15 protein-coding genes are annotated in these 22709 nt (G+C 70.7%); 11 read left to right on the top strand and 4 right to left on the bottom strand.

Going from position 1 to position 22709, the window contains the following annotated elements; translation table 11 throughout:
• Window positions 1–8 precede the first annotated feature (8 nt).
• From ACFQ6S_RS14455 to ACFQ6S_RS14430, 6 genes are all read left to right on the top strand, one after another.
• Complete coding sequence (locus tag ACFQ6S_RS14455; protein WP_383408067.1) at window positions 9–914, top strand: carbohydrate ABC transporter permease; 906 nt, start codon at window positions 9–11, stop codon at window positions 912–914.
• A gap of 5 nt (window positions 915–919) precedes the next feature.
• Entirely contained in the window at window positions 920–1819 is a 900-nt protein-coding gene (locus ACFQ6S_RS14450; protein WP_383408065.1) for a carbohydrate ABC transporter permease, read from the top strand.
• Between the two features lie 35 nt (window positions 1820–1854).
• Complete coding sequence (locus tag ACFQ6S_RS14445; protein WP_383408063.1) at window positions 1855–3384, top strand: glycosyl hydrolase family 28 protein; 1530 nt, start codon at window positions 1855–1857, stop codon at window positions 3382–3384.
• Complete coding sequence (locus tag ACFQ6S_RS14440) at window positions 3381–6731, top strand: alginate lyase family protein (protein WP_383408060.1); 3351 nt, start codon at window positions 3381–3383, stop codon at window positions 6729–6731. The genes ACFQ6S_RS14445 and ACFQ6S_RS14440 overlap by 4 nt, the downstream gene beginning before the upstream one ends.
• Before the next feature lie 26 nt (window positions 6732–6757).
• On the top strand, window positions 6758–8005 hold the full coding sequence (locus tag ACFQ6S_RS14435; RefSeq protein WP_383408057.1) for an alginate lyase family protein: 1248 nt from the start codon (window positions 6758–6760) through the stop codon (window positions 8003–8005).
• Between the two features lie 110 nt (window positions 8006–8115).
• Complete coding sequence (locus ACFQ6S_RS14430) at window positions 8116–9693, top strand: carboxylesterase/lipase family protein (protein WP_383408054.1); 1578 nt, start codon at window positions 8116–8118, stop codon at window positions 9691–9693.
• Window positions 9694–9732: 39 nt separating this feature from the next.
• On the opposite strand, the gene mmuM is transcribed toward ACFQ6S_RS14430, so the two are convergent.
• Both mmuM and ACFQ6S_RS14420 read right to left on the bottom strand, forming a co-directional pair.
• Window positions 9733–10656, bottom strand: coding sequence for a homocysteine S-methyltransferase (gene mmuM / locus ACFQ6S_RS14425; protein ID WP_383408051.1), 924 nt, complete (start codon window positions 10654–10656; stop codon window positions 9733–9735).
• A 50-nt stretch (window positions 10657–10706) separates the two neighbouring features.
• On the bottom strand, window positions 10707–12812 hold the full coding sequence (locus ACFQ6S_RS14420) for an autotransporter (protein ID WP_383408048.1): 2106 nt from the start codon (window positions 12810–12812) through the stop codon (window positions 10707–10709).
• Between the two features lie 189 nt (window positions 12813–13001).
• On the opposite strand from ACFQ6S_RS14420, the gene ACFQ6S_RS14415 reads away from it, so the two are divergent.
• The gene (locus ACFQ6S_RS14415; protein ID WP_383408045.1) at window positions 13002–14105 is read left to right on the top strand and encodes a family 43 glycosylhydrolase; all 1104 of its coding nucleotides are present in this window, start codon (window positions 13002–13004) and stop codon (window positions 14103–14105) included.
• A gap of 1 nt (window position 14106) precedes the next feature.
• Window positions 14107–15519, top strand: a complete 1413-nt coding sequence (locus tag ACFQ6S_RS14410; RefSeq protein WP_383408042.1) for an RICIN domain-containing protein — start codon at window positions 14107–14109, stop codon at window positions 15517–15519.
• A gap of 7 nt (window positions 15520–15526) precedes the next feature.
• Here ACFQ6S_RS14410 and ACFQ6S_RS14405 read toward each other — a convergent pair whose 3' ends face one another.
• Complete coding sequence (locus ACFQ6S_RS14405; protein ID WP_383408039.1) at window positions 15527–17191, bottom strand: rhamnogalacturonan lyase B N-terminal domain-containing protein; 1665 nt, start codon at window positions 17189–17191, stop codon at window positions 15527–15529.
• A gap of 190 nt (window positions 17192–17381) precedes the next feature.
• Between ACFQ6S_RS14405 and ACFQ6S_RS14400 the strand changes: the two genes are divergently transcribed.
• The 3 genes from ACFQ6S_RS14400 to ACFQ6S_RS14390 all read left to right on the top strand — a co-directional run bounded on the left by ACFQ6S_RS14400 (window position 17382) and on the right by ACFQ6S_RS14390 (window position 22271).
• Complete coding sequence (locus ACFQ6S_RS14400; protein WP_383408036.1) at window positions 17382–18437, top strand: rhamnogalacturonan acetylesterase; 1056 nt, start codon at window positions 17382–17384, stop codon at window positions 18435–18437.
• A gap of 125 nt (window positions 18438–18562) precedes the next feature.
• Window positions 18563–20251, top strand: a complete 1689-nt coding sequence (locus ACFQ6S_RS14395) for a DUF2264 domain-containing protein (protein WP_383408033.1) — start codon at window positions 18563–18565, stop codon at window positions 20249–20251.
• A 37-nt stretch (window positions 20252–20288) separates the two neighbouring features.
• Window positions 20289–22271: a HEAT repeat domain-containing protein gene (locus tag ACFQ6S_RS14390; protein WP_383408030.1), complete on the top strand. Its 1983-nt coding sequence runs from the start codon at window positions 20289–20291 to the stop codon at window positions 22269–22271.
• Here ACFQ6S_RS14390 and ACFQ6S_RS14385 read toward each other — a convergent pair.
• Entirely contained in the window at window positions 22243–22650 is a 408-nt protein-coding gene (locus ACFQ6S_RS14385) for a hypothetical protein (protein WP_383408027.1), read from the bottom strand. The two genes, ACFQ6S_RS14390 and ACFQ6S_RS14385, sit on opposite strands and share 29 nt — an antisense overlap.
• Window positions 22651–22709 lie beyond the last annotated feature (59 nt).

Below are 22709 nucleotides of genomic sequence, written 5' to 3'. Positions count from 1 at the left end.
GTACCTCCATGACCGCGCGCAGACACCGCGCGTTCTACCTGTTCACCTCGCCCTGGATCATCGGATTCCTGCTGCTGACCGTGGCGCCGATGGCGTACGCGCTGTGGCTGAGCTTCACCACCTTCGACGGCATCTCGCCCAACTGGCACTACGTCGGCCTCGGCAACTACCGCGAGTTGCTCGACGACCCGGTCACCTGGGACGCGCTGGGCCGCGCCGGTCTGTTCGCCGTGACCTCCGTACCGCTGTCGATCGCCGCCGGTCTCGCCCTCGCCGTCCTGGTCAACCGGCCCCTCAAGGCGCGCGGGGTGTTCCGCACGCTGCTGTATCTGCCCGCCGTGGTGCCGCCGGTCGGCGCGGGTCTCGCCTTCAAGCTGCTCTTCGACCAGAACTCCGGTGCCGCCAACGGCGCGCTGACCTTCTTCGGTATCGACGCCGTGGGCTGGCTCGCCGACCCCTACGCCCGCCACGTCCTGTTGATGACGGTCCTCTGGGCAGCCGGCAACGTCATGATCATCTCGCTGGCCGGGCTCCAGGACGTGCCCCGGGAGCTGCACGAGGCGGCCCGGATCGACGGGGCGAGCGCCTGGCGGACCTTTTGCAGCATCACCGTGCCGCTGCTGTCGCCCGTCCTGCTCTTCCAGACGGTTACGGGGATGATCGCCTCGGTGCAGACCATCATGCCGCTGCTGCTGGCGCCCCTCGGCGACACGAGCGGCATCACCACGGTCCCGCAGTCCAACTACCTCTACATGATGCACGTGTTCGCGCAGTACTTCGCGCTCGGCCGCTACGGCTACGCCTCCGCGCTGCTGTGGGTGCTCTTCGTCCTGATCCTCGTCGTGACCGGCCTCATCTTCAAACTCACGTCCGGCGCGGTGTTCTACAACGTCGACCCGGAGGCGAAGAAGTGACCACCGTGACCGCCACGAGCGGTACGACCACCACGGCCGGCTCCGGCCCGGCACCCGAGGCGTCCCCGGCCGGCACACGTGTACGGGTCCGCGTCCGGCGCCTCGCCCTCTACACCGTCCTCGTCTCCGTCACCGGACTGTTCCTCGGCCCTTTCGGCTGGCTGATCCTCTCCGGCCTCAAGACCCAGGGTGAGCTGGCCGCCTCTCCCGTGCACTGGTTGCCGGAGCTCTTCCAGTGGCACAACTTCGCCGACGCCTTCCAGGAGATCGACTTCCTCGGCTACGCCCGCAACTCCCTGATCATCGCGCTCCTCTACGCCTCGCTCGTCACCCTCAGCTCCGCCTGGGTCGGCTTCGGCTTCGCCCGGCTCGACGCGCCCGGCAAGAAGGTGCTGTTCGGTGTGCTGCTCGGCTCGATGATGCTGCCCCAGATGGTCACCCTGCTGCCCACGTACCTGATCTTCGCCAGGCTCGGCATGGTCGACACGTACTGGCCGTGGGTGCTGTGGGGCCTGTCCGCGGCGCCCTATCTGGTCTTCCTCTTCCGGCAGTTCTTCGCGGGTCTGCCGCGCGAGCTGGAGGAGGCCGCGATCGTAGACGGCTGCGGATACACGTCGATCTTCTGGCGGATCTTCCTGCCGCAGTCCTGGCCCGTGCTGTCCGCGAGCTTCATCATCGCCTTCACCTGGACCTGGGGCGACTACATCGCGCCGCAGCTCCTGCTGTCCACCGACCGCACCACCCTCGCCGTCGCGGTCATGACCGCCTACATCAACGAGGCCGGCACGCCGGTCCCCGAACTCCAGGCCGCCGCCTCCGTGATGTACGTCGTCCCCATCCTGCTGATTTTCCTCGTGGCACAGCGCGGCTTCATCGCCGGGACGTCCACGTCCGGGCTCAAGTAGCCCCTCTTTCCCACCTGTTGATCAAGGAGTCCCGTATGAACACGCCCCTGTCCCGCCGCACCGCCCTCCAGGCCGCGGGCGCCACCGTCCTCGCCGCCGGCCTCACCTCGATGACAGCCACGACGGCCGGCGCCGCGGACGGCGCCGACGCGGCGCCGAAACTGGTGACCTACCCCCGGCCGTCCGCCATGCCGGCCAACACCAGCTTCAAGGTGCGGGTCCGTACCGCCCCGGACGGCGAGTGGCAGACCCTGGACATCTGGCGCCCGCAGCTCTCGGAGATCAACCCGACCACCGGGGGGAGCAAGACGTACAACTCGTCGCTGGCGTACTTCGACTTCCAGGGCTCCGTCGAGATCGAGGTCACCTACCTCAAGGGCGGCACCACCAAGGCCCGGGTCCGACCGGACTCCTACGGCATCAAGCCCGAGGTCCTCGGTGACACCCTGCGGCTCACGCTCGACCAGCCGCGCAACATCGTCGTCCAGATCAACGACGACATCTTCGACTGCCTCCACCTGTTCGCCCGCACGATCGAGAAGAAGGTGCCGAAGCCGGACGACCCGAACGTCCTCTACTACGGCCCCGGTGTCCACACCACCGCCGACGGCTACCTCACCGTCCCCTCCGGCAAAACCGTCTACCTCGACGGCGGCGCCGTCCTCAAGGCCACCGTCCTCTTCCGGAACGTCGAGCACGCCGGGCTCGCCGGCCGTGGGGTGCTCGCCGGGACGGTCGACGGCGGTGTCCTGATCGAGAACTCCAGAAACATCTCCGTCGGCGCCGTCACGGTGCTCAACCCGAACGGCTACGCCGTCAAGCTCGGCGAAGCCACCGGCGTCACCATCAAGGGCCTCGGCTCCTTCAGCTCCAAGGGCTGGGGCGACGGCATCGACGTCTTCTGCAGCAGCAACGTCGTCATCGACGGCGTCTTCATGCGCAACTCCGACGACTGCATAGCCCTCTACACCCACCGCTGGGAGTACTACGGCGACACCACGAACATCACGGTCCGCAACTCCACCCTCTGGGCGGACGTGGCCCACCCCATCAACGTCGGCACCCACGGCAACACCGACAACCCCGAGGCCCTGAAGAACCTCACCTTCAAGAACCTCGACATCTGCGACCACCGCGAACCCCAGATGGGCTACCAGGGCTGCATCGCCCTCAACCCCGGCGACAGCAACTTGATCAAGAACGTGAAGGTCGACGACGTACGCGTCGAGGACTTCCGCTGGGGCCAGCTCGTCCACATGCGGATCGCCTACAACACGAAGTACAACACCTCGGTCGGCCGCGGCATCCAGAACGTCTACATCAAGGACCTCTCCTACACCGGCAAGCCGCTCGCCACCTGCCTGCTGCTCGGGTACGACGCCAAGCACCCCATCAAGGACGTCACCTTCGAGAACCTCGTGATCAACGGCAAGGTGATCGCCGACTCGATGAAGAAGCCGGGCTGGTACCTCACCACCGACACCATCCCGATGCACGCCAACGAGCACGTGCTGAACCTGAAGTTCCTCACCACCGCCGAGGCCGAGGCGGCCGCCGCGTCATGAGCACCCTGGACACCACCCCCGCCCCGAGCCGCCGGGGCTTCCTCGGCGTCGCCGCGACCCTGCTGCTGGCGTCGGGCACGAGCGGACTGCTCCTGCCCGGCACGGCCAGGGCGGCGGCGCAGGGCACGACCGACTCCAGCCCGTTCACCCACCCTGGGCTGCTGCACACCGCCGACGACCTCGCCCGGATGAAGGCCGCGGTCGCCGCTCAGGAGTCCCCGGTCCACGACGGCTACCTCGCGTTCGCGGCCCACGCCCGCTCGAAGGCGACGTACGCCGTGAAGAACACCGGCCAGATCACCTCCTGGGGCCGCGGCCCAAGCAACTTCCAGAACCAGGCCGTCGCCGACTCGGCCGCCGCCTACCAGAACGCCCTCATGTGGTGCGTCACCGGCGAGCGCGCCCACGCCGACAAGGCACGGGACATCCTGAACGCCTGGTCGGCCTCGCTGACCATGGTCACGGGGGCCGACGGTCCGCTGGGTGCCGGCCTTCAGGTCTTCAAGTTCGTCAACGCGGCCGAGCTGCTCCGCCACGGCGGCTACGACGGGTGGGCGGACGCGGACATCGCCCGCTGCGAGCGGTCCTTCCTCGACGTCTGGTATCCGGCGATCTCCGGCTACATGCTCTACGCCAACGGCAATTGGGACCTGACGTCCCTTCAGTCCATCCTGGCCATCGGCGTGTTCTGCGAGGAACGCACCCTCTTCGAGGACGCCCTGCGCTTCGCCGCGGCCGGCGCAGGCAACGGCAGTGTGCGCAGCCGCGTGGTCACCGACGCCGGCCAGGGGCAGGAGAGCGGCCGCGACCAGGGACACGAGCAGCTCGCCGTCGGCCTGATGGGCGACGCCGCCCAGGTCGCCTGGAACCAGGGCGTCGACCTGTGGGGCTTCGACAAAAGCCGCATCCTCGCGAACGCCGAGTACGCCGCCCGCTACAACCTCGGCGGCGACGTCCCCTTCACCCCCGACCTCGACCGCACCGGCAAGTACATCAAGACGACCGTCTCCGACAAGGTCCGCGGCAGCCTGCCGCCGGTCTACGAGATGTACTACGCCCACTACGCCGGCGTCCGCGGCCTCGACACCCCGTACACCAAGGCGGCCGTCTTCCGCGGCGCCGGCGGTGCCCGCCTCGTCGAGGGCGGCAACGACGACCTGCCGGGCTTCGGCACCTTCGCCTACGCCGGGACCAGGGCCCCTTCACCGACCGCGCCGACGGCCCCGGCGGGCGTCACCGCCCTCGGCGACTCGGACGCCGTGACGGTGTCCTGGCTGCCGTCCGCGTGGGCGACGACGTACACCGTCCGCCGGGCGAGCCGCCCCGAAGGACCGTACGAGAAGATCGCCGCCCAGAACGCCGAGCCGGAGTACACGGACACCGACGTACACGCGGGACGGACGTACCACTACACCGTCACCGCCGCCAACTCACATGGCAGCAGCGCCGGTTCGGGTTCGGTGGCCGCCACCGCCGGTCTTCCTCACCCCTGGTCCACCCGGGACGTCGGCGACGTGCGGATCCCCGGTTCCGCCGCCTTCGACGGCGAGCGGTTCCTGCTGGAGGCGTCCGGCACCGCCCACACCTACCGCTGCGTCCATCTCCCGTTGCGTGGCGACGGCACGATCACCGCACGGGTCGTGTTCCCGCTCAGCTCGCAGTACGCCAAGATCGGCGTCACCCTGCGCGACTCCCTCGACGCGGACGCCGCCCACGCCTCGATGCTGATCCAGGGGCTGCCGCTGCACACCTTCAGCGGCGTGTGGACCGTACGCCCCGAGGCGGGCGCGACCGTCTCCGCCACCGGCAGCACGCCCGTCCCGCCCACCCAGCGGCAGGCCATCACCACGTCCGCCGCCTTCCCGATCTCCGACCTCGGCGAACTGCCCGAGTCGGCGACCCCGCTGCAGGCGCGGTACGTCGAGGGCGCGGGCGACGGCTACCGGCTGCGGGCGCCCTACTGGGTACGGGTGACCCGCAGGGGCCGCCGGTGCACGGGCGCGATCTCCCCGGACGGCATCCGCTGGACCCAAGTCGGCGCCAGTGACGTCGAGTTGGGCCGTACGGCGTACGCGGGTCTCGTCCTCACCTCCTGCCTGGGCGTCGACGCGGACTACGCCGAGACCGGAACGGGCGCCTTCGACAACGTCAGCGTGACGTCCGCGAGCTCCGGCGAGGTCTGGTCCGCGCCCCGCCCCACCCGCACCGCCACCGGCCTGACGGCGTCCCCCGGCGCCGACGCCGTGGAGCTGGCCTGGACCGACCAGGATCTCTCCGCCCGCTACAAAGTGCTGCGCTCCACGACCGCCGACGGCCGCTACGAGACGATCGCGAGCGGCATCGGCCCGATCGGCTTCGGCACCCGGATCCGGTACGCGGACGCCACGGGGATCCCCGGGCGGACGTACCACTACGTCGTCGCGAAGACCAGCCACGGCGGCCGCGGACCGCTCTCCACGCCTGTGTCCGCCCGGATGCCGACTCCGGGCCTACCCCGACTCACCTCCGCCACCCAGGCGTTCGCGAACAAGGGTGTTGCCTTCCGTCATCTCCTGCGTGGCTCGCATGAGCCCGTACGGTTCGGCGCGGCCGGGCTGCCCGACGGTCTCCGCCTCGACAAGCGCACCGGCCTGGTGTCCGGAACGCCCACCGAGAGCGGGGTGTTCACGGTCACCACCACCGCGGGCAACGCCTCCGGCGACGGCACCGACACGCTCACCCTCACGGTCGGCACACCCCCGCCGGCCCCCTGGACATACGGCGACCTCGGTGACCCGGTGCTCGACGAGCGCGCCTTCGGGACGCTCGGTGTGGTCGCGATCCGTACCCCGGGCAGCACGTCGTACGACGGCGGGACCTTCACCGTGCGCGGTGCCGGTGTCGATCTGAGCGTCAACAACCAGGCGATGACGGGGCAGTTCGTACGACACACCGTCACCGGCGACTGTGAGATCACCGCCCGGCTCGGCTCCCGCACGGGCGCGAGTGCCGACCAGGTGGGACTGCTGATGGCCAAGTCGCTGTCGCCGTTCGACCAGGCCGCCGGAGTCGTCGTCACCGGCGGGACCACCGCGCAGCTCATGCTGCGCACGACCGTCGCCGGAAAGTCGGCCTTCACCGGAAACGCCACCGCCACCCTCCCCGGCCTGCTGCGGCTGAAGCGCGTCGGGACCGCCTTCACCGCAGCCCTCTCCACCGATGACGGCACCACCTGGACCACTCTCGCCACCGGCGAGATCCCAGGGTTCGGTGACGCCCCCTACCACGTGGGCCTCGTGGTCTGCTCCCGCAACCAACTGGCCCGCTGCACCACCGAGTTCAACGAGGTGAGCATCACCACCGACTGATCCCCCCACGGATTGGAGTCGCACCAATGAGCCGCACTTCCCCCCACCAGCACCTCCCCACAGGTCGGTTGAGCCGTCGCGGTCTGTTCAAGACAGCGGGCGGTCTCACCGCGGCCGTCGCCCTGGGCACCGCATCCGTCGCCTCCACGGCGGACGCGGCGCCCGCGGCCTTCACACACCCCGGCATGCTGCACAACGCCGGTGACATCAACCGGGCCAAGGTCAGGGTCGCCGCGGGCAACGACCCCTGGCTGTCCGGCTGGAAGCGGCTGACCGCCAACTCCCACTCCCAGTCCACCTGGACCAACCGGGCCACCGAAACGATCATCCGGGGAGGTACCGGACAGAACTACCCCGTGCTTTACAACGACATCGCCGCCGCCTACCAGAACGCCCTGCGCTGGCGGGTCGGCGGCACCGAGGCCAACGCCCAGTGCGCGGCCACCATCCTCAACGCGTGGTCGAGGACCCTGAAGACGGTCACCGGCAACGCGGACCGGTTCCTCGCCGCCGGCATCTACGGCTGGCAGTTCGCCAACGCCTGCGAACTCATGCGCGGCTACGGCGGGTTCGACCTCGCCGCTGCCCGGGAGATGATGGTCAGGGTCTTCTACCCGCTCAACAACCAGTTCCTCACCGACCACAACGGCGCCTGCATCACCAACTACTGGGCCAACTGGGACCTGTGCAACATCGCCTCGGTGATGGCCATCGGGATCCTCACCGACAATGCGGCCAAGTACGACCAGGCCGTCGACTACTTCAAGAACGGCGCCGGAAACGGTGCCATCCGCAAGGCGGTGCCCTTCCTGTACTCAGGCGTCGAGGGATACGACCTCGGCCAGTGGCAGGAGTCCGGCCGCGACCAGGGCCACAGCCTGATGGGCATGGGCCAGATGGGTGCCATCTGCGAGATGGCCTGGAACCAGGGCGACGACCTCTACTCCTACGACGGCCGCCGCTTCATGAAGGCCGCCCAGTACGTAGCCAAGTACAACCTGGGCAACAACGTCCCGTACACGACCTACAATTGGGGGACCGGCCAGAACTGCGCCCCGCAGTCACAGACCGTGATCAGCGACTCCGGCCGCGGCCAGGTCCGCCCCGTCTGGGCCATGCTCCACTACCACTACAACCGGCGCGTGAACCTCGACGACAAGTACATCGGCCAGATGTGCTTCTCGGTCGCTCCCGAGGGCGGCGGCGGTGACTACGGCACGACCAGCGGAGGCTTTGACCAGCTCGGCTTCGGCACACTTATGTACGCCAAGTAACCGGGTACGCCGAACAGCCCTCTCATCCGCTCGTGCGCCGGAATACCGGGCCACAATGAGTTGCTCTGATCTTCACGGTGCACGAGCGCGGTGAGGAGGGTGGTGGACGTATGACGGCAGTCCAGGCAGACCCCGTGGTGAGCACGCCCTACGGTTCGGTACGGGGCCGGTACGAGAACGGCGTCGCGGTGTTCCGGGGCATCCCCTACGCGGCGCCCCCCTTCGGCCCGCTCCGGTTCCGGCCGCCCGTGCCGCCCGAACCCTGGGACGGTGTGCGCGACGCCGGGGACTTCGGGCCGACGCCGCCGAAACCTCCGTACTCCGAGGCGTTCGCGCAGTATCTGTTCGACCCGGTCGTGCCCGGCGACGACTGCCTCAACCTCAATGTCTGGACGCCCGAACCGGGCCCCGGCGCCCGGCTCCCGGTCATGGTGTGGCTGCACGGCGGCGCCCTGACCCGCGGCTCCTCGGGCATGCCCGTGTACGACGGGCAGGCCTTCGCCCGGGACGGCGTCGTCCTCGTCTCGGTCAACTACCGGCTCGGCGTCGAGGGCTACGGCTACTTCCCGGACGCCCCCGCCAATCCCGGCCTGCGCGACCAGCTCGCCGCCCTGAAGTGGGTCCACGAGTCCATCGCGGCCTTCGGCGGCGACCCGGACCGCGTCACCCTGTTCGGCCAGTCCGCCGGCGCCATCAGCATCGGCGCGCTGCTCGCCGCCCCGCAGGCCCAGGGCCTGGTCCGGCGGGCGATCCTCCAGAGCGGGCCGCCCGAGGTGGCCGAGCGGGACAAGGTACGGCGCATGGTGCGCCGGATGGCGACCCGGCTGAAGATCCCCGCCACCGCCGCGGCCTTCGCCGAGGTCGACCGTGAGGTGCTGCTGCGCACCCAGGCCGAGGTGGGCCGGCTGAGCAGCCCCGTGGTGGGCGGGCCCGCCTTCGGGATCGTCGTCGACGGCGACCTCGTGCCCCGCCACCCGATGGAGGCGCTGACGGCGGGGGACGCCGCGGCCGGCGTCGAGCTGATGCTGGGCTGGACCCGCGACGAGTACCGGCTGTGGCTGGTGCCCGGCGGGCTGCTGGAGCGCGTCGACCGGCTCGGGGCGGTCGCCCTGGCCGGCGCCATGGCCCGCTGCCGCGTCGGCGCCGACGTGCCCCGCGGCTACCGCGCCCTGCACCCGGAGGCCGGCACCGCGGAGATCGTCGGCCAGATGCTCACCGACCACCTGTTGCGCGTCCCCCTGCACCGCCTGGCCGACGCCCGCCCCGGTTCGTCGTACGTGTACGAGTTCGCCTGGCCCTCCACCCTCCCCGACCTCGGCGCCTGCCACGCGCTGGAGCTCGGCTTCGTCTTCGACACCGGGGACGTGCCCGAGTCCCGCAAGCTGGCCGGCGAGGGGGCCCCGGCGGAACTGGCCCACGAGATGCACGGGGCCTGGGTGCGGTTCGCGGTGGACGGCGACCCCGGGTGGCAGGCCTGGGACGACACGCGTCCGGTACGGATCTTCGGCGACGGCGACACCCGCACCGCGCACGGCCCGCACGACGCCGAGCTCGACCTGTGGGCCGCCGCCCAGCCCCGGGAGCCCGGCCCCGCGACGGACCTGGCCGACGGCTCGCCCGCGCGCGGTACCGAGCTGCGGTCGGTCGTACGGCGGCTGCGGCTGCCGGGCGCGGTCCGCCGGAACTGACCGCCGACGCGCTACCCCGGGGCAACCCCGAGCGGGGAACTACGTCGTTGCCCCCAGTGTCCGTGCGATGGATCCGATCGCCTCGGGACCCACCCGGCAGCACCCGCCGATCAGCCGTGCCCCGGACGCCCGCCACCCCTGGACCTCCGCGGGCGTGAAGGTGGACCGGCCGTCCCAGGCGCGCGCCTCGGCGTTCCAGGACTCGCCGCTGTTGGGGTAGACGACGACGGGCTTGCCCGTGACGCGGGCGGCGGTTTCCACGGCGGCCTCGACGTCCTCGGGCGCACAGCAGTTCACGCCGACCGCGATCACCTCGTCGGCCTCGGCGGCCAGGGCGAACGCCGCCTCCAGCGGCTGCCCGGCGCGGGTGCGGCCACCGGCCACGGAGTACGACAGCCAGGCCGGGACCCCGAGCCCGCGCACCGCCCGCAGCAGCGCCTCGGCCTCGTCGGCGTCCGGGACCGTCTCCAGCGCCAGCACGTCGGGGCGAGCCCCGGCCAGCACCTCCAGACGGGGCCGGTGGAAGCGCTCCAGCTCCGCCACGCTCAGCCCGTACCTTCCCCGGTACTCGGAGCCGTCCGCCAGCATCGCCCCGTACGGTCCGACCGACGCGGCCACCCACAGTGGCCGGGTGACGCCTCCGGCGTGCGCCCTTCGTGCCGCCTCACGCGCCAACTCCACGCTCAGGGTGAGGAGTTCGGCCGCCCGCTCGGGTCCGATGCCGCGCTTGGCGAAGCCCTCGAAGGTGGCCTGGTAGCTGGACGTGATCGCCACGTCCGCGCCCGCCTCGAAGTACCCGAGATGCGCCTCGGTGATCGCCTCCGGCAGCTCGGCGAGCAGCCGTGCCGACCACAGCTCGTCACTCAGGTCGTGCCCGGCCGACTCCAGCTGGTTGGACATGCCGCCGTCGAGCACGACGGTCCCGGCGGTGAGGGCTTCGGCGAGGGTGATGGTGCTGGTCATGGGAACGACGGTAGTCGAGGCCGGAGCCGCCCGCCGGAGCGGCTCCGGCCCTACGCCGCGTGCCGCCCGCCCCGTCGTCGCCCTCGCGAACGCCCACGCCTCGTCACCGGCACCACGAGCCCCACGAGCAGCCCGGCGGCCAGCACGTAGGGCCACCAGCCCAGCCCGTTGCCGGCGGCGCTCGCGGCGCGGGTGCCGGGGGAGGCGACCGGGTCGGCTGCCGTGCGAGGGGTGACCGAGCCGGGGGAGGGGGTCGTGGTGACGGCGGTCAGGACCACGTCGTTGCCGTCGCCGCCCCGGTAGGAGATGCGGTAGGCGGTGTCGCCGAGCTGGAGCTTCCCGCCCTCCTCGAGGCCGGTGAAGGTGCCGGTCGTCCTCGCCCGGCCCCGGTGGTCCAGGACCGTGATCCGCCGGGCGGGTGCCTTCGCCTGGGCGACGGACGCGAGGTCCAGGTCCCCGGCCAGACGGACCGCGCCCGTCACCTTCAACGGGCCGTCGCGCAGGACCAGTTCACCCTTCGCCGACTGCGTGTAGCCGCCGGAGACGGTGAGGCCGCCCGCGACCACGCCGTCGTTCGTCACCGTGCCCTTCACGGTGCCCCTGCCGGACAGGGCCGTCACCACGCGCAGTCCCGAAGTGCCCGCGTCCAGACGGGAGTCGGCGGAGCCGAGCGTGATGGCCTTGCTGCGGGCGAGTGCGGCGCCGCCGCGCAGGGCCAGTGTGCCCCTCTTGACCGTCGTCCTGCCGGTGTACGTCACCGCCGCGCCCGTCAGCGTCGTCGTAGCGGACCCCGTCTGGGTGAGCGACCCGCTGCCGCCGATCCGGGACAGGACCAGCGGCCTGCCGACGTTGTTCAGTACCAGCGAGCCGTTGTTCACGACCTTGTGGAGCGCACCCCGTGTGTACAGCCCGCCGTCGCCGCCCGGCTTGCCGCTGCCCAGCCGCAGCACCGCGCCCTTCTCGACCGTCGTCGAGCCGTCGTAGTACTGCACGGCGGCGAAGGTGACGTCGTTGCCCCGTGTGCCCTTGATGACGATGTCGCCGGCGCCGGGCGCGGACAGTGTGTCGTGGAATCTGCCGCCGCCGATGGGCGCGCCCAGTGTCACGGGGCCGTTGTAGTCGAAGGTGAGCCGCGAACGGGAGCGTGCCGCCAGCAAATTGATGTAGACGGTCTCGGCGGTCCCTGGCATGAAGATCTCGTTCGTCGTGCCGTCGCCCCACTGGACGTCTGCGCCCTTGATGTTGGTGCCGCGCTTGTTGACGTTCTTCCGCGCGGGCGTCCAGTTCAGGGCGGGGTCGCTGAGCGAGGGGTCGGTGTCGCCGCCCTGGTCGGACCAGCTGTACCGGCCGGTGAGCACGACCTTGCCGCCGGGCCGGGACTGGACGTTGATGTCGCTGCCGTACTCGCGCTGGTAGAAGTCCATGCCCAGGGTGACGGTGCGGCTGAGCGGGGTGTCCACGGTCCAGGTGCCCTGGTTGAGGACCTTGCGCGCGTTCGGCAGCGAGGTCGCGAACTCCGGCCGCCCGGCGTTCGCCTGGGTGCCGTTGTCGATCACCCCGGAGAAGGGGCCGGACGTGAGGTCCCAGGTGCCCCACAGGAACCGCGGCTGGGTGATGAGCCCGGAGCCGCTGATCGTGCCCAGGTTGTAGGCGCTTCTCAGCGACAGCCGCAGGGTGCCGTCGACCCGGATGTTGTCCTGGTTGAGCCGGAACGCCGGGGTGTTGTACGGGAAGTGGCCGATCAGCCCGGTCGTACCGCCGTCGCCGTACTGGAGGGTCGCCCCGCGCTCGACCGTGATCGCGGGCGGGTCGGGGTCTGTCGTGGTGACGTACGGGTGGTTGCCGCCGAGGACGTTCACCTTCTGCCGCTGCCGGGACCCGGGCAGCGTGAAGTCACTGTCCCTGGTCAGGATCAGCGTCCCGGTGCCCCGCACGGTGAGCGTGCCCTCGCCGCGGAGGACGCCGTCGTACGTCGTCGTCCCGGACGGCACGGACACCACCGTGTCGCCGCCGAGCGTCACGTCCCGGCCCGCGAGAACGTCGGCGGTGACGTCTCGCGGGCCGGCGGCCACCGCGGGGGGAGCGGTGACGGTGAGGGCGGCGGCCGTCGCGAGGGCGCCGAGGGCCGCTGCTGTCTTGTGGGTGAGGCTGCGCACGTCATGGGAGACGGAGAAGTAGGGGGCCGATAACAAAAAAATCGCGCGTCGGGAGAAAGCGCTCTCCCCCGTCCCGTCGAACCCGTTGACCTCCCGGTTGCACACCCTTACCTTTTCGGCGTTCGTAATGACAGATCATGTCCGCTATTTCGAACACTTCCCCCATGAGAACCCCGAGAGGCAGTCCGTATGAGCCGCGAAGACGACCTGCCCGAAGCCCCCAGCCGCAGACTGCTGTTGAAGGGCGCCGCGGCCGCCGGCGCCTTGACCGCCGCCTCGGCCGTCCCCGGTGTCGCCCACGCCGCACTCCCGAGGACGGCCCCCTTCGTGAACCCCCTCGTCCAGCAGCGCGCCGACCCCCACATCCACCGCCACACCGACGGCCGCTACTACTTCACGGCCACCGCCCCCGAGTACGACCGCATCGTCCTGCGCCGCTCCCGCACCCTGAACGGCCTGTCCACGGCGGCCGAGTCGGTCGTCTGGCGGGCCCACCCCACCGGTGACATGGCCGCGCACATCTGGGCGCCGGAACTCCATCGCATCGGCGGCAAGTGGTACCTCTACTTCGCCGCGGCGCCCGCCGAGGACATCTGGCGCATCCGCATCTGGGTCCTGGAGAACGCCCACCCCGACCCGTTCAAGGGCACCTGGGTGGAGAAGGGCCAGATCAGAACCGCCTGGGAGACCTTCTCCTTGGACGCCACCACCTTCACCCACCGAGGCACCCGCTACCTCTGCTGGGCGCAGCACGAACCCGGAATGGACAACAACACCGGCCTGTTCCTGTCCGAGATGGCGAACCCATGGACCCTGACGGGACCTCAGATCCGGCTGTCCACACCGGAGTACGACTGGGAGTGCGTCGGCTACAAGGTCAACGAGGGTCCGTACGTCCTCAAGCGCAACGGCCGGATCTTCCTCACCTATTCGGCCTCCGCCACCGACCACCACTACTGCGTGGGCATGCTCACCGCCGACGCCGACGGCAATCTCATGGACCCGGCCGGCTGGTCCAAATCCCCGACCCCGGTCTTCACCGGCAACGACACCACGAAGCAGTACGGCCCCGGCCACAACTGCTTCACCGTCGCCGAGGACGGCCGCACCGACGTCCTCGTCTACCACGCCCGCCAGTACAAGGAGATCGCCGGCGACCCCCTGAACGACCCGAACCGCCACACCCGCGTCCAGCGGCTCGGCTGGAACCCGGACGGCACCCCGAACTTCGGCATACCCGTGGCAGACACGGCGGCGGACACTACCGCCGCAACCGTGAAGGAGAGTGCGTGAGATGAGACGTGCGTACGCGGCCCTGCTCGCCCTCTGTCTGGCCCTGGCCGGCGCGCTGGTCACCGCGGGACCCGCCCAGGCGGCACCCCAGACCGTCACCACCGGCACACGGTTCACCGACACCTCGGGCAACCCGGTGCACGCCCACGGCGGCGGTGTCCTCAAGGTCGGCTCGTACTACTACTGGTTCGGCGAGCACCGCAACGCCGACAACACCTTCCGCTATGTGGACGCCTACCGCTCCACCGACCTGAAGAGCTGGGAGTTCAGGAACCACGTCCTGACCCAGTCCAGCGCCGCCGAGCTGGCCACCGCCAACATCGAGCGCCCGAAGGTCATGTACAACGCCGCCACCGGCAAGTTCGTCATGTGGATGCACAAGGAGAACGGCACCGACTACAGCGAGGCCCGCGCCGCCGTCGCCGTCTCCGACACCGTGGATGGGAACTACACCTGGCAGGGCAGCTTCCGCCCGCTCGGCGAGCACATGTCCCGCGACATCACGGTGTTCGTCGACACCGACGGCACCGGCTACATGATCTCCGCCGCCCGTGAGAACTACGACCTCCAGATCTACCGCCTGACCAGCGACTACACGGGCATCGCCGCCCTGGTCGCGGACCCCTGGCACGGCGGCCACCGCGAAGCTCCGGCCCTGTTCAAGCGGGGCGGCGTCTACTTCATGCTGACCTCGGGCGCCACCGGCTGGAGCCCCAACCAGCAGCAGTACGCCACCGCCACGAACATCGCCGGCCCCTGGACCGCGATGACGAACGTCGGCGACTCCACGACCTACGGCTCGCAGACCGCGTACGTCCTTCCCGTGCAGGGCACTTCGACCACGTCGTACCTCTACCTGGGCGACCGCTGGGGCAACTCCTTCGGCGGCACCGTCAACGACTCCCGCTACGTCTGGCTGCCGCTGACCTTCCCCTCCTCGACGTCGATGTCGATGTCCTGGTCCCCGGAGGTCACCCTCGACACGGCCACCGGCTCGATCACCGGCACCGGCGCCACCTACAACACCCTCGTCGCCCGGCACAGCGGCCGCTGCGCCGATGTCACCGGCCAGTCGCAGTGGGCGGGCGCCCAGCTCAAGCAGTACGACTGCAACGGCGGCGCCAACCAGAAGTACTGGTTCAAGTCCGTAGGAAGCGGCTACTACCAGCTGATGACCCGGCACAGCTCCCTGTGCGTCCAGGAGAACGCGAGCACGGTGACCCAGGAGAACTGCAACTCCTCCGCCACCGCCCAGCAGTGGTCGCTCAGCACCACCGGCTCCTACGTCAACGTCGTCTCCCGCGCGAGCGGCGAGTGCCTGGACGTGAACGGCGCGTCCACCGCCAACTCCGCCGCGATCATCACCTACACCTGCAACGGCGGAACCAACCAGCAGTGGTCGCGCGGTACATGAGGTGCCGTCAGGTGAGCAGGTCGATCGCGTCGATCGCCGTGCCCGCGCTGAGATAGCCGGTCGTCCCCGAACCGCTCACCACATCGATCCGCAGCACGTTGTACTGGCCGGTGTCCGTCTTCCAGGCGGACGCCGGCACGCTGTACGTGAACGTGTGGTTGTTGCCCCGGTACGAGCCGTTGGTCAGCGACCGGGTGCCCGGCTGGGTCGGCGGGGAGGGGATGGCCGACGTCCAGGTGTCGTTGACGGTCACCTGGGGGCGACCGTTGGCGTACGCCGTCGTCACCCCGATCCGCAGGGTGTGCGCGGCCGCGGCCTGGGCCGCCGTCAGCTTGAAGTACACCAGGATCCCGCTGTTGACGTCCTTCCAGAGGTAGCAGGGGAAGGATGCCGTCTCGTTGTTGCCGACGACCACGTTGCCGGTCCAGGCGGCGGCCCGGACGTCGGAAGGATGCGCGTACGTCATCAGATCGGCGTTCTTGAAGCCGCTCGGGGTGCCGTTCCAGTCGCCGATCCGCCAGATCGCGCTCGCGTTGCCCGGGTCGTTCGAGGACGGGATCGCGATCGTGTTGAGGGTGGTCGTGCCCCCGGCCGTGACCGTCACCGACCCCGTGTACACGGCGAGTTCGCCCTTGAAGACGGTCAGGGTGTACGTCCCCGGCAGCACACCCCCGATCGAGAAGTAGCCGTCCGACGCGCGCGCCGAACCCCAGTACTGTGCCGCCGAGTTGGCGAGCCCGACCGTGTACGGATACGCCGTGTTCCGCCCGGAGATCCCGACCCCGGCCACCTTGCCGCGCCCGTTCGCGCCGACGTACCCGGACATGCCGAGCGAGTCCGCCCACGAGGTGGTGAGGGTGCCCGGGAACAGCGACGAGGAGGGCGCTCCGCCGTCCGTGAGGGCGATGACGTATGGGCCCTGGAGGCCGAAGCGCTGGGCCTCGGTCTGGTTCTGGCCGTAGTACAGAATCTCGTACAGACCGCCGCCGTCCGCGCTCTGGTGGCGCAGCAGCGAGCGGTAGAACGGGCCGCCGGACGCCTTCTCGTGGTTGCTGCGCACGATCCACAGGCCGACGCCGCCGGCCGACCAGCCGACGTAGTCGTAGTCCGTCACCCGGCGCTTCGCGTAGTGCTTCGAGCGGGTCTGGCCGTCGGACTTCGCGAAGACGTCCGAGGCCTCGATGGTGCTGTTCGTGTACGTGTAGGAGTCGGGCTCGTCGTTGAGGAACAGGCCCTTCTTCACACGCAGGATGTAGCGGGTCGCCGAGACGGACGTGTCGGCCTTGTCGGTCCACAGGTAGATGTTGTTCTCGCCGCTGCGGGCCGCGTAGTAGTGCCGCAGCGTGCCGTAGGCCACCGAGATCAGGATCGTCGAACCCGACTGCCTGACGGTCACGGTGGAGGTGCCGAGGCCGGACTCGATGTGCGAGTTCATGCCGCCGTAGCCCTGGTACTCCGTGCCGCGGTAGACGAGCGAGGTCAGGTCGCCGTTGGTCTTGCTGACCTTGAAGACGAGGTTGGCGCCGGTGTCGACGACATAGTTCGAGCCGTCGTCGCTCCAGCCGAAGGCCGCGGCGCGCGCCGTGCCGGCGAGGGCCGCGGTGCCGGCGGCGGCCGTGGCGCCGAGGACGAAGGTGCGGCGGGGAACGGATCTGCCGTGGGATCTGGACATGGGGGGTGCCTCCTTCGGAGTGTGGGGTGCGGGTGTTGTGCAGAGTGACAGTTGAATCGATTTCGCGAAAGGGCTTGCGCCAGCTCGGTGCTGGGGCATTCATGAAGCGGTGGCGAACCATCTAGAAAGCGCTTGTCGAAACGGGTACGGTCCAGGCGCACGCCGGGTCCATCCGAGCGAGGAGTCGCGTATGAGACGTTTCAGCGTCGCCGTACTGGTGGCGGCCACCCTGGGCACCGTGCTGACGGCGGTACCGGCCCAGGCCCAGGCCCAGGCCCAGGCCCATGCGCAGGCCCAGGCACACGGCAACTGCACCGCCACCGCCTGCCACTTCGACGTCCCGCCCGGCACCTACGACGTCAAGGTCCTCCTGGGCGGCGATGCGGCGTCGAGCACGAGCGTCACCGGCGAGACCCGGCGCGCCCTGCTCCCCGAGACGGCCGTCCCGGCAGGTGAGCGGGTCGCGCGTGGCTTCACCGTGAATGTCCGCACGCCGGAGGGCGAGCCGACGGGCGCCGAAGGCACCCCGGGCCTCAACGTGCAACTCGGCGGTATCGCACCCGCATTGGCCGACATCGAGGTCACCCCGGCCCGACGCGCCCGCCAGATCTTCCTCGTCGGCGACTCCACGGTCTGCGACCAGCCCGGCGACCCCTACTCCGGCTGGGGCCAGCAGCTCCCCCAGTACCTGCGCAAGGGCCTGTCCGTCGCCAACTACGCCGACTCCGGCGAGAGCACGGTCAGCTATCTCGCCGACTCGCGTCTGTGGGCCACCGTCCGGCCGCGGATCCGCCGTGGCGACCTGGTCCTGATCCAGCTCGCCCACAACGACAAGACGACCGACGGGGCGACGTATCGAGCGAATCTGGAGACACTGGTGGCGGGCGTGCGCGAGAAGGGAGGCGAGCCGGTCCTCGTCACCCCGATCGTCCGCCGCTGGTTCAACTCCGACGGCACGCTGAACAACAACACCGCTCTGCTCGTGAACGGCCTGGGCGTGGACCACCCCGCGGTCGTCCGGTCGGTCGCCGCCGCCCAGGACGTCCCCCTGATCGACCTGACGGCGAAGACCAAGTCCCTGGTGGAGTCGCTCGGCGTCGAGGCCTCCAAAGCGCTGTACCTGTACAACGAGAAGCGGGACAACACCCACACCTCCGTGCACGGCGCCACGGTGTACGCGAGTCTGGTCCGCGACGAACTCGTCGCCCGGCATCTGGTGCCCCAGGGCCTGGTGCGGGTGAGATGAACCCCTGGGGCGCCTCGACCGGAACCGGGGCGCCCCAGGCCTGACCTTCCCAGAGCAGAGCAGAGCAGAGCAGAGCAGAGCAGAGCAGAGCAGAGCAGAGCAGAGCACAGCAGGAAAGAGCCCCGATGCAGCTCCCTCCCGAGGACCGCACCCTCAGCCCGCGCACCGGCTACACCCGTGCCCACTGGGAGGCCGCCGCCGACGCCCTGCTCGCCGCCGTGGAGCCGTACGCCACCGAGGACCGCGCCCTCTACCACTTCCCCGGCGGCCACCAGAGCTGGTCGGGCCGCCTCTCCGACGGCCTGGAGGGCTACGCCCGTACGCTCCTGCTGGCGGGGTTCCGCCGGGACGAGACGGCGTTGGAGCGCTACGCCGACGGACTCGCGGCGGGTACGTCCGGTGTCTGGCCCCGTATCCAGGACCGCGGCCAGCCCCTGGTCGAGGCGGCGTCGATCGCGCTCGCGCTGCGACTGACCCGGCCACTGCTGTGGGACCGGCTGGACGACGCGGTACGGCAGCGGGCCGCGGCCTGGCTGGGGGACGCGCTGACCGCCGAAGCCTGGCCCTGCAACTGGGAGTTGTTCCCGGTGACGGTGGGCGGCTTCCTCCAGGAGATCGGTCACCAGACCGAGGAGTCCCGCAAGGCGATCGACCGCGGTCTGGAGCGCATCGAGGACTGGTACGTCGGCGACGGCTGGTACACGGACGGCGACGGCCGGAAGTACGACTACTACAACGGCTGGGCGATGCACCTGTACCCGGTGCTGCACGCCTGGCTGGCGCAGGACGAACGGCTCCTGGACCTGTACGGCGGCAGGCTCTCCCGCCATCTGGAGGACTACGCCCGCCTGTTCGGCGGCGACGGCGCCCCCATGCACCAGGGCCGCTCCCTGACCTACCGCTTCGCGACCACGGCCCCCCTGTGGCTGGGCGCGCTGACCGGCCGCACGCCCTTGTCGCCGGGCGAGACCAGACGGCTGGCCTCCGGCGCGCTGAAGTACTTCCTGGAGCGCGGCGCCGTGGACGCGAACGGCCTGCTCACCCTCGGCTGGCACGGCCCCGACGAGACGGTCCTGCAGGGCTATTCGGGCCCCGCGTCCCCGTACTGGGCGAGCAAGGCCTTCCTCGCCCTGCTCCTGCCGGCCGGGCACGAGGTCTGGACGTCCGCCGAGGAGGCCGCCCCGGCCGAGCGCACGGACGCGGTGACCGCGGTGGCGGCCCCCAACTGGCTGCTGCAGTCCACGAGTTCGGACGGCATGGTCCGCCTCCACAACCACGGCAGCGAGGACGTCCGCTACGACCCGTACTACACGCGCCTGGCCTACTCGACGGCGACGGCGCCCTCACCGTGGTACGACAACAGCGTGATCGTCGGCCACGACCCGGGCCGTAGGGACATCGTGCCGCTGGGCGTGGGGGAGGGCTGGGTGGCGTCGCGGCACTCGGCGGGCGGGGGAGCGCGGGTGACCAGTCTCGTGCTCGCGCAGGGGGCCGTGGAGGTGCGGGCTCATGTGGTGGCGGGGGCGGAGCCGGGGACGCCGGTGCGGATCACCGGCTGGGCCTGCCGGGACGGTGTGCGTGCGGAGATCCGACCGGTCGCCGGCCTGGGCCACGATCTCTTAGGCGCCACCGGGGACGGGGCCACGCTCTTCGTCGCCCTCGCCCGGCTCACCGCCGAACGGGACCCCGTACCGCTGGACGAGCTGGTGACGGTACGCGTGGACGGCGAAGACGCGATCCACGTGCGCTGGAGCGACGGTCGGGAGGTCCGCGCGCGGCTGGTGGACGGTGAGGGCGTCAGCGTGGGGGCCTGAGCGACCGACGGAGTCCGCGCCGGGGAAGATGGGGATCATGGGTGGGAGAGCCGAGTCGGCACAAGCGCTGGCAAGATCCGGGCTGTTGATCGTGGGGGACCAGCAGGTCGAGGAGGTGCTGCCGCCGTTCCTCGCCCGGTGCCATGTCGTCGCGGGGGAGGCCGGGCCGACCATGGCCGTCGCGACGGACCGGCCGGACCTCGTGACCGAGGTCAATGAGCAGTGGCACCGGCTGGCTTCCGGGACGGGGATCTTCGGCGAGGACGGGGAGTTCCTCATCGACTTCTCCGGCAACCACACCGGGCGCTGGTTCAGGGTCCGGCTCGCCGACGGCTGGGATCTGGCCGGAGTGCTGGGGGAGCGGCCCGGGCGGCCGGAGTTCGTCACGCTGTCGCCGGCCGGGGACGCCCTGGTGGGGGCCGCGACGGAGGAGTACGAGGTCCGGCTCGTCGCCGTCGACCGGCTGTGCGAGCGGCAGGAGGAAGCCGCGCGGGCGGCGGCCGAGGAGACGCCCCAGGAGCGGGCGGCCGCCTGGGAGTCGCTGCTCGAGGGGCCGAAGCCCACGCACAGGCTGCTGGATGCCTGGGCACGCGGACTGTCGCTCAACGCGTCCACCCCGGCGGACCTGCGGCCCATGCTGCTGGAGAGATCCCACTACGCCATGTACCAGCCCATGCCTCCGGAGATCGTGGACGCGATGCTGGTCCACCCGAACTGGAAACTGCGGGCGATGGCGGCCGAGGTCCAGCCGAACATCACCTCCGAGCAGTGGTCCCGGGTGATCCTCGGCGAGCAGGACGAGCGCCACCGCTGGATCTTCACCCTGCTGGCCGCGGAGCGCCGGGCGGAACTGGACGAGGCCACCTGCCGAAAGGTCGCCGCCGATCCGTCCCCGCGGATCCGCGCCGAGGCCGCCGGTCTTATGGACCTGCCCACCCCCGTGGCGGTCGAACTGGCCGCCGACCCCGACGCCGGAGTGCGGTACGCGGCCTGCCATGCCGCCTGGCCGTATCTCGACGCCGACGCTCGCGAGGCGCTGATGGCCGACGCCGACGGCAAGGTGCGTACGGCGGCCCGGCTGCTCCATCACCGGGAACACCCGATGCCCCGCTCGGTGTACGAGACGCTGGAGGTCAAGGCCCGCGCGCTGGAGTCCTGCCGACTGGAGCGCGACCTCGCCGCGTACCTGGTACGCCACGGGGACCACGACGAGCGCCGCGCCCTCGCCGGCAACCCGCGACTCGACGCCGACCTGGTCGCCCTCCTCGGCGCCGATCCCGACGCCGGCGTCCGCTTCGCGGTGTCGACGCGCGCCGATCTGACGGAAAATCAACGTGCGGGCGTCCGGATCGACTTCGACCCCGGCGTCCACTACCACGAGCTCGACTGGATCGTCGCGCTGCACGACGACCAGGACGCGATGCGCCGCCTGGCCGCCTCCACCCACCCTCTCGTCCGCAGAAGCGTGGCCCGCGCCCGGCACCTCCCGCCGGACGTCGTCGAACGCCTCGCCCGGGACGAGGACCGGGTCGTCCAGCTCTTCCTCGCCGAGTCCTGCGACGACGCGCCCGCCGACATGCTCATGCGGGTGTGGCAGTGGTGGACCGGCAGCCTGAGCACCCCCGACCGCCCGCGCAGCCACCCGAACTTCCCCCGCCAGAACCTCGTGCGGTACGCCGATGACCCGACCCCGCGCCTGCGCAGACTCGCCCTGGACGACCCGGAGTCCACGCCCGAACTGGTGGAGCGGCTCAGCAGGGACCCGAGCAAGGAGGTGCGGTACCGGGCCGCCACCGACCCGCGCCTGTCACCGGTGGCCGCCGCACTGCTGCTGGAGGACCCGCACGACAGCGTCCGTCACGCCGCCGCCCTGCAACCCGGGCTGCCGGTCCGGTTCCTGACAAGGCTGCTGCAAGACGCCGACAGGGCGGAGACCGCCGCCCGGAATCCGACGCTGCCCGTCGAGGTCGTGCGCCGCATGGTCGAGCGGATCAGCGTTCCCGTCGCGGAAGACGGGTGAGAGCGACGAAGGTCGCCAAGGCCGCCAGAGTCGTCGACGCGAAAACGGCATACTCGCCCCACGACCCGTCCGGGGCGTGCAACGAGGCATGCGCGAGTCTGTTGACGGCCCAGCCCACCGCCAGTCCGGCCGCGAAGGCGGGCCAGCGGTGCCGTACGCCGTCGATCACGTCGTCGAGCATGGACCACACCGTGGCGAGCGTCATCACGATCGGTCCTTCGTCCCGGCCGGCCCAGGCGGCAAGGGCTCCGACGGCCAGGCAGAACCCCCAGATCCGCAGCGTCGGCACCACCGGTGAGGGGTGGCGCGGCGTCCCCCGGGGCAGCCGGAAGAACCGCCGTACGCTCTGCTCGACGCCGTGCAGCATCTTGCCGGACATCGCACCGACCTCCCCCGTCCGCGCTTGCATCGCACCCGTGAGACGCGTCGGACAGGTCG

Source organism: Streptomyces sp. NPDC056479, from assembly GCF_042795335.1.
Taxonomy (GTDB): domain Bacteria; phylum Actinomycetota; class Actinomycetes; order Streptomycetales; family Streptomycetaceae; genus Streptomyces.
This window is presented reverse-complemented; position numbering and strand designations above follow the sequence as displayed.